At 50.1% G+C, this 13,436-nt stretch carries 15 protein-coding genes; 5 read left to right on the forward strand and 10 right to left on the reverse strand.

Features of this window, described 5'->3' with window-relative positions:
* Positions 1-94 precede the first annotated feature (94 nt).
* The 6 genes from IQ273_RS21825 to IQ273_RS21850 all read right to left on the reverse strand — a co-directional run bounded on the left by IQ273_RS21825 (position 95) and on the right by IQ273_RS21850 (position 4,966).
* Positions 95-622 (reverse strand): hypothetical protein, encoded by a 528-nt coding sequence (locus IQ273_RS21825; RefSeq protein ID WP_194025273.1) that lies wholly within the window; start codon positions 620-622, stop codon positions 95-97.
* Between the two features lie 6 nt (positions 623-628).
* Complete coding sequence (locus IQ273_RS21830) at positions 629-1,105, reverse strand: TIR domain-containing protein (RefSeq protein WP_194025274.1); 477 nt, start codon at positions 1,103-1,105, stop codon at positions 629-631.
* Between the two features lie 353 nt (positions 1,106-1,458).
* The gene (locus IQ273_RS21835) at positions 1,459-2,046 is read right to left on the reverse strand and encodes a toll-Interleukin receptor (RefSeq protein WP_194025275.1); all 588 of its coding nucleotides are present in this window, start codon (positions 2,044-2,046) and stop codon (positions 1,459-1,461) included.
* Positions 2,047-2,092: 46 nt separating this feature from the next.
* Positions 2,093-2,533, reverse strand: a complete 441-nt coding sequence (locus tag IQ273_RS21840) for a hypothetical protein (RefSeq protein WP_194025276.1) — start codon at positions 2,531-2,533, stop codon at positions 2,093-2,095.
* Positions 2,534-2,795: 262 nt separating this feature from the next.
* Positions 2,796-2,903: a TIR domain-containing protein gene (locus IQ273_RS35925; protein ID WP_194025277.1), complete on the reverse strand. Its 108-nt coding sequence runs from the start codon at positions 2,901-2,903 to the stop codon at positions 2,796-2,798.
* The gene (locus IQ273_RS21850; protein WP_228053551.1) at positions 2,861-4,966 is read right to left on the reverse strand and encodes a 3'-5' exonuclease; all 2,106 of its coding nucleotides are present in this window, start codon (positions 4,964-4,966) and stop codon (positions 2,861-2,863) included. Before IQ273_RS21850 ends, IQ273_RS35925 begins: the two co-directional genes overlap by 43 nt.
* Positions 4,967-5,012: 46 nt before the next feature.
* Here IQ273_RS21850 and IQ273_RS21855 point away from each other — a divergent pair, with 46 nt between their 5' ends.
* Positions 5,013-6,083: an endonuclease NucS domain-containing protein gene (locus IQ273_RS21855; RefSeq protein WP_194025278.1), complete on the forward strand. Its 1,071-nt coding sequence runs from the start codon at positions 5,013-5,015 to the stop codon at positions 6,081-6,083.
* An 891-nt stretch (positions 6,084-6,974) separates the two neighbouring features.
* Here the strand turns inward: IQ273_RS21855 and IQ273_RS21860 are convergent.
* From IQ273_RS21860 to IQ273_RS21870, 3 genes are all read right to left on the reverse strand, one after another.
* A complete protein-coding gene (locus IQ273_RS21860) occupies positions 6,975-8,213 on the reverse strand; it encodes a ParB N-terminal domain-containing protein (RefSeq protein ID WP_194025279.1) in 1,239 nt (412 codons plus the stop codon).
* Positions 8,206-9,039, reverse strand: a complete 834-nt coding sequence (locus tag IQ273_RS21865) for a ParA family protein (RefSeq protein WP_194025280.1) — start codon at positions 9,037-9,039, stop codon at positions 8,206-8,208. The genes IQ273_RS21860 and IQ273_RS21865 overlap by 8 nt, the downstream gene beginning before the upstream one ends.
* A gap of 104 nt (positions 9,040-9,143) precedes the next feature.
* Positions 9,144-9,332, reverse strand: a complete 189-nt coding sequence (locus tag IQ273_RS21870) for a hypothetical protein (protein WP_194025281.1) — start codon at positions 9,330-9,332, stop codon at positions 9,144-9,146.
* Positions 9,333-9,760: 428 nt separating this feature from the next.
* On the opposite strand from IQ273_RS21870, the gene IQ273_RS21875 reads away from it, so the two are divergent.
* The 4 genes from IQ273_RS21875 to lepB all read left to right on the forward strand — a co-directional run bounded on the left by IQ273_RS21875 (position 9,761) and on the right by lepB (position 13,001).
* On the forward strand, positions 9,761-10,003 hold the full coding sequence (locus IQ273_RS21875; RefSeq protein ID WP_228053559.1) for a hypothetical protein: 243 nt from the start codon (positions 9,761-9,763) through the stop codon (positions 10,001-10,003).
* Positions 10,004-10,115: 112 nt separating this feature from the next.
* Positions 10,116-11,369 (forward strand): lycopene beta cyclase, encoded by a 1,254-nt coding sequence (crtL, locus tag IQ273_RS21880; protein ID WP_194025283.1) that lies wholly within the window; start codon positions 10,116-10,118, stop codon positions 11,367-11,369.
* A 771-nt stretch (positions 11,370-12,140) separates the two neighbouring features.
* On the forward strand, positions 12,141-12,458 hold the full coding sequence (locus tag IQ273_RS21885) for a hypothetical protein (RefSeq protein ID WP_194025284.1): 318 nt from the start codon (positions 12,141-12,143) through the stop codon (positions 12,456-12,458).
* A 3-nt stretch (positions 12,459-12,461) separates the two neighbouring features.
* Positions 12,462-13,001 carry a signal peptidase I gene (lepB, locus tag IQ273_RS21890; protein WP_194025285.1) on the forward strand — a complete coding sequence of 180 codons (540 nt, stop codon included), beginning with the start codon at positions 12,462-12,464 and terminating at the stop codon, positions 12,999-13,001.
* Between the two features lie 4 nt (positions 13,002-13,005).
* Here lepB and IQ273_RS21895 read toward each other — a convergent pair whose 3' ends face one another.
* A complete protein-coding gene (locus IQ273_RS21895) occupies positions 13,006-13,326 on the reverse strand; it encodes a helix-turn-helix domain-containing protein (protein WP_194025286.1) in 321 nt (106 codons plus the stop codon).
* Positions 13,327-13,436 lie beyond the last annotated feature (110 nt).

The raw sequence follows: 13,436 nt of genomic DNA on the forward strand, positions 1-13,436 counted from the left end.
TGGACATCGAATCAAGATCTCAGGCGCTCACTGGGACGCACATAACGTGCAACAAGTGCTCCGGCAGCGATGTGCGTATCTGAATGGCTACTTCTCAAAATGAGTCTTGCAAGACTGGGATGCACCCGTCAAGAAACACGTCGAAACCGCGTACTGAAAGAAGGTCATGGAGTTGGACTGCTGCTGTCCGCGACTCCGTTCGACGGTAGTTAACGAAGACACGACGCTGAGTACGGAGCAAGCCCACGCATTCAAGCATTGCCATAGCCAGTTCGGACATCGTAGGATCATCCTCTCTGCGACCTAAACCATTGGCCGATTGGAGAAAGTCGGGAATGGCAGTGCTGAAGTCCACACCGGGAGAAATCAAGGGAACCACTGGGGCACTTGAGCGGACAAGCTCTCTCGCCACTTCCACGTCTGGTTGCTCACTACCACCGAAATATACAGCAGCAAAAGCAGCACGCTTATTGCGTTCAGCGATAGATGCTCCGTCATGAACGATGATCTCATCATTAAGCGCGAGTTTGAACTCTCCTACCATCTCTGCAATGGTAGCAGTGAGCGTTGTCCGCTCTTCAGGCGTCGCAGCCCCTAATATGGCTAACTCATAGATACTCATGTTATCTCAGCGCCCAGCTGCTTTCGCAGCCGATTCGATCCAGTTCGGCATGTTATTGTAACCATCGTCATCTATCCAGTCGTAGCTTTGATAAAGACTGGAGAATGGAGTACCCTTCACGTTCCAGTAGTCAAGCGGGTTTTTCCCCGGTATGTCAGCACCGAGTTGCGGATCCTTGACTTTGTGAATATCGATGGCAAGAAGCCCTTTGCCAAGCTCGTAGCTGCGCCTGATCTCGTGCTGCACCCAACGGCGGTTATACGTCTCGGCACCGAAGAGCACAACAGTTACGGATGTCCCTTTCAACTGCTCCTCAATCCACTTCTCGATGCCACCAACGCGCTTTTTCACCTTTTCGAACTCAGCTTTGTCATAGAAGGGCTGAGCTTCGCCGGATCTTCGCACAACCCACGAATTACGTACCTGTACGATGCGGCGCACGTCTCGATTGTAGTGAAAGCTGAAAAAAACTTTGCGAGCCATATAATCTCCTCTGCATTTGCATTCAATGTTTTCGGTAGCGCTAATAATCTGGTATAGCCCTCCGACCTCTCCTGCTCGACTCTTTAAAGAAATGGCAGGAAGATTAGGGCACTGGTCTGCTAACAGGTGATAAATGGCTGAAAGGCTTGTCTTGCAAGCACTTTCAAAATCTCAGAGCTAATTGGCTATAAACCTTGCCGCACAAGAGTTTATAGAGATTCATCTCCCCTTAAAAGACCATTATAGCGGTTCTTATTTGAATGAAGGACATAGCAGTTACCTAATTCTATGAACTTCAAGGCTTCTCTCATAGAGCTGTACACCATACATTTAGGAACCGCTATATTAACCTATTAATTATGTTTATACGGTTTCACCCCCGAAAGCCAACCAGGCAGCGAAACATATATATCTGCCGCTTCGTTAATCCAAAGTTGTTCGTTTCCTGATGTATCGTATGCTGATGTAACGTAAGGATATAAGCCTAAGTATTCTTGCCCTTGGAAATCTTCAGTATTAGAAAATGATTCTACAATTGGGCAGATTGCTACCTTTCTTTTAATTCCATCAAAATAGCCACATTCCCAAGGCATCCATTTAGAGTTCGGTGAGTTTGGTGATGAAGCAAAGAATAAACATTGACTATATTCCATGCGATTCCGCAAGGTATCTGCTGTATTTCTGTTCACATAGGTTCTATCTAGCTGAGGGTCGTTATACCAATCTATATAAGTGGAATAATCTAAAGAATTAAAATATTCTCTGAGGCCGAGTATTAAATCTGAGTCGAGAGAGCTATGACATAGAAAAATGTCAAAAGACTGGTGCGGTGTCGGAGTCGGTTCAGTGAACAGAATTGTTCGTGAGTCATATCTATAATCAGATTGACTTAATTTATATCGAGCAAATCGGTTGAGTTTCTCTGTAGTGATTAGAGGCAAGCTGAATTTTCCTCTATACAAAAACAAGTAGGCTGATCAGATGAACCTAAGATATTACTGATTTGGCAACATATACCATGGCTAGCAAGACTGTGTAGAATGGCCAAATAGAGAGAGAAGTAAGGGATTTGAAAAAGTTTCTTAGTAAAGAACCTGAAGGAATGACTACAAATAGATCGCTGATTTCTACTGTACCTGTATGAATCTTTTTTACAAATGAATTGTATGAGCCTCTAAAACCTCTTTCTAGTGCAAGGTAATAAGTGTCTAGGATTAAGAAAAGTATTGTTGGTATTACCGATATCCAAACATAGTTAGGATTTCCTTTGTCTACAACAATTACAAGTATTGCTGAGACTAGGGTTACACACCATGTCTTTGAAGACTCACTGTTGCTCGCCATTCTTTGTATTACTTGCTGTAATATCGTGAGATGAGCTTGGACTGCTTCAGATTCCGATCCATATTTTTGGTCTTCTTCACTCATGTTGGTTCACCCAGTTAGAGAAGTTTTCGTATTCTTTATCTTTAACCTAATCGTATGTAGGAAACGGTTGAGATAAGTTGAATCTCTCCTATATTTTCTTTCTAATTCATCTATTCTATAAGATGCTCTGCTATCGATTTCCGCATATTCAAACTATTTTCCTGATTTTTCCCCATAGTGTTGCTCTCTTTCCTGTGCTCTAAAAGTTACTCCTAAGTACTCTAATGGATTTGGTCCTTGTTTTTTCTCTGATCTCGTTCTCTTACGGAATTGATATATACTCCAAAAATCTGGTTCCCTTCTTTAGGCTTTTCATTATTTCATATTTTACCCATCGCCTTGAATATGTCTCGGGCCAATAAGTACACAAGTGACAGTTGCTCCTTTGATTCCAGCATTGATAAGACGTTTAAACGAAATGTCACCTTGTTTTTGGGATGCTTTCCAGAGAGAGGTGTCAAAGAAACCCGTAGACTCTCGATTAGGCTTGGTGACCCAGTGGTGATCGCACCAGTTATCTTCAACCTTCCTTGACCCCAAACCCATTGCGGTCGATGGTGCGATCAAACAGGGGCAACAGGTGAGTGACATTCTCGCTTGTTCACCCTCCTTGCCCAACGCCCCGTCCAGGCGCTCAGCAAACACCGACCTGCGATCACAGCTCAACACCAGCACCTCGATCGCCCTGGTCATGGCCACATAGAGCAACCGGGCCTCGTCAGCCACATCGTTGTAGCGGTTCGGCAGGTAGCCTACCCCAGGGATAAACACCACCGGGAACTCTAGCCCCTTGCTCGCGTGCATCGTCATCAGCTTGATACTTTGGGTCGAGGGGTCAAAGTTACGGCTGCTGCTGCTCCGATTAAGCCAGTCCACGGGCAACCCGGCCTGCTGGAGCTGCTGGGCTCTCTGGATGATGTGATCCACCTCTGCCTTATAGCTCCGGCACTTCACCAGCTCCGGTACCGGCCCCTCGCGCCCGGCGCTGTTGGGCTGCACCAGCGGCGGCATGTCCTCATCAGGGCTGGTGGGCTGCATCACCTCTTTAGCGAACTCGTAGGCCAGCATCAGCACCTGGGCCGTGTTGCGGTAATTTAGCTTGAGGATAGTGGTTCTGCCCTGGGCTTTGATACCCACGCTCTTGAAGCTAAATTCTTGCTTAGCCCGTTTCCCGTAGAGGTTTTGGGCATCGTCGTAGAGCACCAGCAGGGAATCGGTTGAGGGGTTCACCATCTGGGCGACCAGCTTTAACCACTCGGGGGCAAAGTCGTGGCCCTCATCGATCATCACCGCCCCATACTGCCCGGTGGGAATCTTCCCAGCCTCGACGGCGGCCACCACCGCTGCCTCTAGCCGTTGGATGTATTCAGCGCCTTTGTATTGCCGGTAGTCGGGGCGTGGCAGATGGTGCTGCTTCAGCACTTCGGTACACCAGCCATGGAAATGGCGGACGGTGACCAGTTTGATGAGCCCCTTTTCTGCCATCAGCGATCGCAGTCTTGAAGCCAGCGCCACGTTAAAGCACAGCACCAAAACGGTCTGCATGGCTTCGGCCAGGTGTTGACAGCGGTAGGCCAGAATCAGGGTTTTGCCGCTACCGGCGACCCCATGAATAACTCGGTGGCCCTCGCCCAGGCTGCGGGCCAGCTGCTCTTGCTGCAAGTCCATGACCTTGAGCACCTGCGGGATAGCGGTCTGTAGGGTGTCGGCGGGCTCATCGTCGAAGAAAGAGAGCTGCTTGGCGGAGATTCGCATCTCTGGGTAGAGGTGCCAGCGGATGCGATCGATCTGCTGGTTAGTTAGGGTGGTGCCAAAGTTGTAGTGGCTCATGGCCCAGAGCTGTTCTTGAAAAGCCCCTGGGTCTACGGCCTCGGTCATTTCGTCTTTGCAGATGACCAGGTGAGGATCGATGACTTGGGCCAGCACCGGCTCAGCGTCGAACATGCGGCGGGTGATGTTGGGCAGCACCACACCATAGGCGTAGGGGCAGCGCAATTTGCCCTGGTAGCGGCCTGCACCCTGCACCAGCTCTGGGTCTTGCTCTAGTAGTGAGCACATGGCCAGGACGTAATCTCGCGCCTGGTGGAGGGGATTTTTGACCTGTTTGATCAGGCCCTGGGGTGGGGTTGCGATGGTCCAAGACCGGCCCTGGGGGGCCATCGCAAACTCATCCGGGTTCACAGACTTGATGGTGTCTAGCTTCCAGTCTTTGACCTCCAGCACGAAGAGACCCCGCGAGGGATGCAGGAGGATGAAATCAGGATGCAGGGCTTTGGGGCCTACGGGTACGTCATACCAGAGCAGGTAATCATCATCGAGCTTGGCTTCGAACCGCTGGGCCAGGCGGCGCTCTCCCCCGGTCATGCGAGAGGCGCAGCTGCTGTAGGAGGGAATGAGGGTGGCCATTGTGCCAAAGGTTTCGAGTTTTCCCATTGTGCCCAGGAAGGCTGTAACTCCTTGCTAGATTGGACGTTCTGATATGGATGGACGATCTGTGGTTAGCCCGTTAGGCAGCGTGTCGCTTAGAAAAGTAGCTCAAGGATGGGAGTTTGCCAGTGAGAAATCGCTCGAAGACTTTGTATGGAGCGCTTTGGAAGATCTACTGCACCTGCGCCCGTTTCAGCGGCAGTATGCCGTCATGGGTGAGGTTTGCGACATTTTGGCTTTGACAGCAGATCGCTGCCTTGTGATTCTGGAGCTGAAGAACACAGAAGATCGCTATGTCGTTCAGCAACTTACCCGCTACTATGCCAACCTGCTGGAGGAGCGCCCATTCTCAGATGTCATTGACTACGAGAAGCCAGTTCGCCTAATTGCGATCGCACCCTCCTTTCACCGTCACAACTACATTGACCGGCAACACAGCCGGTTATCCTTCGAGTTCATTCAGGTGGAGGTAGTTCAAGACGATCAGTTTTACCTCGAACTGAAATTTGAAAATGAGGGTTGCCCACCGGTTCGAGCTGTTCTGCCGTATCAGGAGAGCCATTTGAGCGGGCAGTCCGAGGATCTGGCCAATGTGCCAGCGCTTTTGATTAAGTGGCTGGGGGCCTGCTCAGCAAAGGAGCAGCAGGCTTTCCTAAGAACTAGACAGCAGATTTTGAGCTTTGATTCGAGGATTCAGGAGGTTGTTGAGGCCAAAAGCATTCAGTACGGCACCGGCAAAACTAAGCTGTGTGCGGAGATCTGCTTTAACCGGAGCCAGCAGCGGCCTGTACTCTTTCTCTGGTTGCCACTTCCTACTTACTGGGTCGGGTCCCGGAGGACAGAGATGGTCGGTCGGCTAAGACTGTGGCTGACCGACGGTAACCTGACTCACGTTGGGCACGTATCTCAAGGGCTTGGCAAAATGCGCCTGAAAGAAGAATGGGACGCTATTCCGAAAAGCAGATGGCCAAGGCAGGCTCTGTTGAATAATCTCAGTCACCGCTCCCATACCCCAGTTTCGGTAGAGGGTTATGCTCGTTTATCACTCGGGATTGAAGGCTGTTCTGAGTACCTGGAACCTTTGGTATCCATAGCTCTACAGAAGTGGTTAGAGAAGCTTTGAAAGGTGAGAAGGCTAAAAAAGCACCCAAGTCTGCTGCTGAGCCTACAGAGCCTCCTTTGACCTCATCCGTAAATCTCTGGCCTGGGCGAGCTGCGATCGCTATAGATAAGCCAATGCTGGGGAGCTACTAAGATGACCCCACCCAATTGAATAACCCCCGATGCGCAGGGCACCGGGGGCGGTTTCGTTATATGGAGTTCGTTATAAGTTGACTGTGTTATAAGAAGTGGCTGCTGCCTTCCCTACAGTGCCTTAGACCCAATGCCGCAGGCAGAGTTCCTGGTCATATTCATCAGAACTTGGTTTATACCTAAAGCCCCTCAACCTTTAGGTGAACTGTGACTCCCATCACTTACAGAATCCAAAAGTCCATAAGGACAAAGCCTGGAATAGGTGCCATACCCCCAGTCGTGAGCACATGGCCAGGACGTAATCTCGCGCCTGGTGGCGGGGATTTTTGACCTGCGCACCCTACTCGGCCCCTCGGTAGCTGTGCTAGTTTGGCAGGATGACGGGAGAGCCCGCATATAAAGGGCACCCCCTGGCGGTGGGTTAATCCGCGAGGGAGAGTTCCCTCGATATTCACTGGTGATCGCCGTGCTGGTCAGCCCAAGTCTTCGCTCCGAGCAAACTACACTCCACACCCCCGCTGGGAAACCGGCGGGCTTTTTATTGCCGCAAAAAAAGAGCCCCACCGTGGCTACCCTGCCCGGTGGGGCTCTTTCAGGGCGTATCTATGCCTGGGTTTAGGTTGCCCGGTTATTGGGAAGGATTGCGATCGCACGTCAATACCAGCACCTCGATCGCCCTGGTAGCTAAACCTCATCGCGTCGCCATCGCCCACAGAAACGACTGGCCCCAGGCTTTTGGCTTTATATTAGTGCTACATTTTTATTGTTTTTGTCGCTTATTCTTTCCTTCTTTTCCCTTGTCTTGGTAGTATTCTGAAAGCGCCTGAATCGAAGTTGAAACTCTTTCCAAGAGTTCCAACCCTTTGTCGTCATTTTCAATAGTCTCGTCAATACGAAGAGTTCTTAGCTGTTTCAAAAGCTCTTTCAGAACAGTCGTTGCATTTGTGTTTTTTTCAAGTGATTCAGCACCAGCTAGCGTGACTGATCTTTGCAAGTTCGCTTCACTTGCAATATCCCCAGAGCCTGAACTTGATTCGACTTCAGCATTTTTAGCGTCAATCGTCGTGCCGTCATTCGCCGCCAACGTTGGCGATAAATCGGCCATCTCTAGCGCTAGTTTGTTGATGAGCATTTTCATCTTGCGCTTTGGCATTGTGCCGTTTTGGCCCTCGATTGCTTTAGCCCAGATCGCTTCGGGGGCATTTCTAAGTATCAGCGCGTTGCTTGGCGTTAGCGTTCGATTATTGATTGATTCTTTGAGTTTGTCTGGAAGCGACATCAAGGGCAATCTAGCATTTACCATCGTCGCTATCGTGATATTTAACGAGGATAGTAATCGCAGAACGATTTCAGAACCATCTACATTTTCATAGATCCATTCGATCGCTTCTTTTTCATTTCCTTTTGAAACCAGTTGATTCTGAATCCTGTAAAGGAGCGATACAACTTCCTGTTCAGTTTTCTTCAGTTTCGACCTGAGCAAATTGACGATCGATTCCCCTTGCTCTAGGGCATTGAAACGATTCTTTAGGGCATCACCCACCAGCGTGTACGCTAGGGCTTCCTCGTCGGTGCACTCATGGAACCTGGCCTTGATCTTCGCCTGGCCCAGCACATCCTTAATGGATCTCCACCGCGTCTCGCCATCCAGCAGCTGGTAGCGACCTTCTCCGACTGTGCGTAGGACTACAGGGTCTTGCTGCCCCTCTATGCTGAGGCTTTGAGCCATGCCCTCCAGGTCGAAAAATTTTCTAGGCTGCCCGAAAACTTCGACCACTTTGCCTGAACCGTCAGTGATCGAAATCGCCATCGGCTCAATTAGGTTGACATCAATCCAAACCCAATCGGTTGTCCCTCCAGCAACCCCTACCTCAAGCTGCCTAATCCTTTCCTTGAGAGCTTCAATTTCCTCATCCTTCTCCCCTAAAAGCGATACAGCCTGGGCTGTGTTAGCCCCTTGAGCCAAATTCGTGAAGGAGCGCTTTACACCCTTAGCCATGATCAGCCTCCAATACAGCCTTAGCCAAAGCCTCAAACAGCCCCGCGATCTTCCAAGTGGTGCGATCACTGCGATACAGGCGCAGAGGTAACCCTACCGCTCCAGCGTTGGTTAAATACCGGGTTTGTTGGATTGCCGGGAAGACATGGATAGGCTCTGGCAGCGATCGCAGCACCACTGGCAGGGAATCCTCAATGCCTGGCCCATCGGCCAAGCATTCTCGGTGCATAGCGGCATCTTTATCAAAAGCGTTTGGTTGGACTCCAAGTATCTTGGGCTTGGGCTTTAGGCGCAAATCCCGGCTAAATTCCGCAATCCATTGAATCAAGCCAAACCCAGCGTTTATATCTTTTGTGTCTGGTTTGAGCACGATCAGGATTTGGTTGCAGGCTGGGAGAACCATTTGGTGAAACTGCTCTATGGTTCCTGGGCAATCAAAAATAACCACGTCATGAGGGAGCGGTGCGTCTTCGATCGCGTCGGCCAAGAGGTATGCTGCGCGGGGCTCTTTTTGGATCTGCCTGGAACCCTCGTTGAGAAAGTGGCCACCTAGGACAGCATCAACTTTTTCAATTCCGTAATCCCGCCATACAGGTTTAAGGGGCCATGGCCCCTTAAACCCTGGCTTAAGTGCTGCAACCAGAGTTTCCCCAATACTACTGGGGTTTTCCAGGCCCGTAAAAAGTGCGGCTGTGCCGTTGCTGTCGCAGTCAATGAGGCAGACGCTTTGGCCCAGGCAGGCAAGCGAATACGCCAGGTTAGTGGCCACTGTCGATTTACCTGTCCCTCCGGCGCAGGACATGATAGCTAATCGTACTTGTGTCATGCTCAAGACCTCAACGTAGTGCAAGAATACATCTAAAAATCCGGTTTTTTAATCGGCGGCGTTCCCTTGCTGACTCGGGGCGATCGTATAGCTGCGGTGCCAACTTAAAACGGCACCCCTTCATTCTCCTGGGACAGTGCGGCCATAAGCTGCTCGGCATGGGCCAGGGCACGGTTTGCTGCCTTGGTTTGGTAGGGAGTGGTGATGCTTCTGAATTCCCACTCCGCTGATTTACAGCCCCCGTAGATGCCCTTAGAGTAGTAGCGCACCTCTAGCCAAGAGTGATTTTTCATCAGGGTGCCAATGCGATCGTGCTTTGTCGTTATCCTTGCTATACCTACCATCCCAGTAGCTCGAAAGAACTTCCTCAATCACTGCTGGCGATTCCGGGATGTCCCCGACCAGCCGCTGGGTGCACTTGGTCGACTGCTTGACGCGTCTGATCTCTACATCCAACGATGCTACCTACTTAGGCATACCATCTGAATATATTACATTGCTATAGTATAATCAATACCAATGTAATGGCGAGTGTATCAGTTTTCTCTGCCTTGGTATTGATGTTGTGCTGTATAGTGATCTGGCGGAAGCGAATGGTTGACTCATGAGCGATAGAAGTCTGCTGAATTTGACTTCTCCACCACCCCGCTATGGGGTGAAAAAAAAGTTGAGGCACATTCTGGCAACCTCAGAGGCGATCGCTCGAATTGACGCCCTAGCTGTGCAGTTTTCAGTAAGTCGCTCTGAGTTGGTTGAGTTGCTCGGTCGCGCCCACCTCACTCTCACATTGCCTGTAACCCGTGCTGAGTCACCTGCCAGCCATGATCTGATTCGCCATGCGGCATGGGTCACTGATGATGGGTGGGCCGGAATAAAGAAATTGGCCGCAGGGAATGGTCTTTCGTTGAAAGATTTTTTTGCCCAGTTTGAGTATGAAGTTATTTTGAATAAAGTTTTCCCATAAGCGATACATTGTGGGTGCAAAAATCAGTAACTTCTCAATAACCGCTGGTAAAACAGTTATTGAGAAGTTACCGAAGCAGCTACGATTGGTAAAATCTCCTTGAAATTTCACCATGTGCGAATTTGATGTTTTAGTCATTGGGTCGGGGCCAGCGGGTACGCTCATTGCGGCTAGCCTCGCAGAACGGGGTCTCAATGTGGGCGGTTTGACCGCTACGCCGGTGGATAAACCTTGGCCCAACACCTACGGCATTTGGGAAGACGAACTAACGGCTCTGGGTTTGAGCGATCTCCTGGGTCATCGCTGGGAGAACACTGTTTCTTACTATGCTAAAGGGGAAGTAAAGCACAATCGCGCCTACGGCCTGTTCGACAAAATTAAGTTCCAGCGCTACCTGCTTGATCGCTGCGCGGCGGGTGAAGTGAACTGGCAGATGGCACAAGCACAAGATATTACTCATCAAGCCTTGGGTTCGATCGTCACTACTGATGTTGGTGTGGAATTAAAGGCGCGGGTGGTGGTCGACGCCAGCGGTCACAATCCGGTCTTCGTCAAGCGCCAGAACCGAGGGCCAGTCGCCTATCAATCTGCCTATGGCATCGTGGGACGTTTCTCGGCCCCGCCGGTGCAGCCCGAGCGATTCGTTCATCAGGACTTTCGGAGCGATCACCTCTCCGACTTGGAAAAAGCCCAAAACCCGCCCACTTTTCTCTACGCTATGGATCTCGGCCAGGATGTTTACCTCATAGAAGAAACGTCCTTAGCTCTAGCTCCGGCGATGGGCCTAGATGTGTTGGAGCGCCGCCTGCACCAGCGTCTCAAGTTTCGTGGTATCGAAATTACGGAAGTCCACGAGGTAGAGCGCTGCCTGTTCCCCATGACTTTGCCCCTGCCGGACTTACAGCAGCCGGTGGTAGCTTTCGGTGGAGCCGCCAGTATGGTAAATCCGGCTTCAGGCTATATGGTGGGCGCTTTACTGCGCCGCGCTCCCAGTTTGGCCGATGCTTTAGCCTCAGCCCTAGCCGATCCACAAAGTCCGCCCCAGCAAATCGCCCGCGCCGGTTGGCAGGGATTGTGGCCAGCTGATCGGCTGCGGAAATACTACCTCTACCGCTTCGGCTTAGAAAAGCTGATGCGCTTCGACGAGCAGCGACTTAAGCATTTCTTCGATGCCTTCTTTAGCATTCCCCAACACCAATGGTCGGGTTTTTTAGCCGATGAACTCTCTACCCCTCAACTGGTGGCGGCCATGGTCAGGCTCTTTGTGCAAGCTCCCAACGACGTACGCTGGGGTTTAATGCAGTTCCCCGGCCAAGAGAGCCAGCTTTTTTGGCAATTTTTGAGCCTGCAAGCGGCCCAAGCCTAAGCTCGACTTTAGCTATCTGGAGGGGAACCTCAGTTGGCAGATTACAAGCCTTTTAGGGAAACGCTCCTATTTTTCGGAGATAAATCCGATGGCGGCAGTTGAAGTGTCACGGGATTGCTGGACAGATGTTTGATAACGAATATGACTTGGCGATGACCGTCATTGAGGGAATGGAGGCGCACAGTCCATCCAAGGAGTATCCACTGGAACGGTTTATATTTGATTGCGCCTAGCTAATTATTCAAGATGATCCTGAGGTTGGATGCACTGTATCAGACTTTTTAGATAGCCTTTGATCTATTTATTTTCGTAACAAAAACTTTACTGCGATATGGGGGAGATATTGCAGGTTTATGGTGTGAGTGCAAAGATTTTGCATGGTATCGATATGGTTGGTTTCCTCCAAGTGCATGCATTGTTGTGCCCACTTTTTAGGAAATAGAAAGGAAGAGTACCCCAACCGCAATTGCCCCACCTCTTATGATCGATCTTGGGAGAATCCAGGCCCTGGGCCACTGCGCAGAGGGAACCCAAAACCCCGTTGTAAGTAGCCCTGCAGCTAATGCCAGTATTAGGTGTCCTTGATGGTCAAAAGCGCTGCCAAACAAGAACAACGCAGTCATCACTGCAAAAAAGCTACCAAGGACAAGCTCTAGCCACCGAACCACTCGCGGAGTTGGGGTCATGACTCATTCCTTCCACTTTTCTTAAGGCTTACCCCTTCGTTATAGCGTTTTTGTGTAAGACCCGAAACATTTAGGAGATATAGGCATGGCTAACGACGCTGCACCATACTCGGCCACCCCACCAGGCCATGGCGGTCCTTTGGATTGGGACGAGAGTGCGATCGCTTTATTTGCTCCTCTCCTAGAAGAACTACTGAATAATGATCTTCAGCTAGAGCCGCAGCCACAGATCAACCTCCTGCAATCTCTGGTTGAGGTGGCCAAGGATTTGGATGACATCTGCGCTCGGCTCTCTGGTCGCCCGTTGACTGCCTCCCAGATGAAGGCCTTGGCTGGCATTGAGATGCTATCCGGCTCATTGTCTGCCAAGACTGGCGACTTTGTTGCTCTTTTTCAGGACTAAAACATGCAGAACCGTGAATTCCTTAGGCCCGGTGAAATCCAAATTATCAGACAGTCCTTAGGCGATGTATTGGCGATCTCGGCTGTTGGCATCCCTCTCCTTGTACTTCTAAGGAGTGTCATTCCCATTAGCCACATTCCCAGCGAATCAATGGAGCCTACTTTGCATGGAGGCGACCACGTTATGGTGAATAACATGCAGTATCTCACCAAAGACCCAGAGCGGGGTGACATCGTGGCCTTTGATTCAGGGTTTAGGGCAGGACTTATGAACAGAGAGCAGGTTCTTTTTGTAAAACGAGTTGTCGGTATGCCCGGCGATGAGCTGCAAATCGTAAACGGAAGTCTCTACATTAACGGGGACATCTTCACTGAATCCTACGCTATCGGGCAACAGAGGGACTTCGCTTTAACTAAAGTTACTCCAGGGCATTATTTTTTAATGGGGGATAACCGAGATAAATCCTATGACTCTCGGTATCTTGGGCCGATTCCTGAAGGTCGTATCAAAGGGAAAGTTATTTTGACCTTGCCTATTAATTAACGACCTATGCGGTCATTGCTGTTTGTTGGGCGAGATGGAATTCACTGGCGTCAATTTCCCCTTCCATCTTGATCGCATCAAGGAAAAAGTAGCCCCCAGACCGCTCTGTGTGAAAAAATCCTTCTTTGTACCTTTTATCAATCCACCATCCCTTAGGAACACCTTCTAGGGCATCCCTAATAGCTTTCCTAAGCCTATAAATATTTCCGTCAACTACTCTGATATCAAGGCTTTCAGTTATTCTCTGAGATTCACTTTCGATACTCAACTGTTCGAGTAATTCAGGCCGTGTCCAGATTCTCTGCGGGTAAGTAGCTAGGCGCATTTAAACATAAAACGTTCTAGCTGATAATTTCCAGCTTTACTACGCGCTTCCATGCCGTCAATGACGGTCATGGCCAAGTCATATTCGTTATCAAACATCTGACCGGCAAT

Source organism: Nodosilinea sp. LEGE 07298 (genome assembly GCF_015207265.1).
Taxonomy (GTDB): domain Bacteria; phylum Cyanobacteriota; class Cyanobacteriia; order Phormidesmidales; family Phormidesmidaceae; genus Nodosilinea.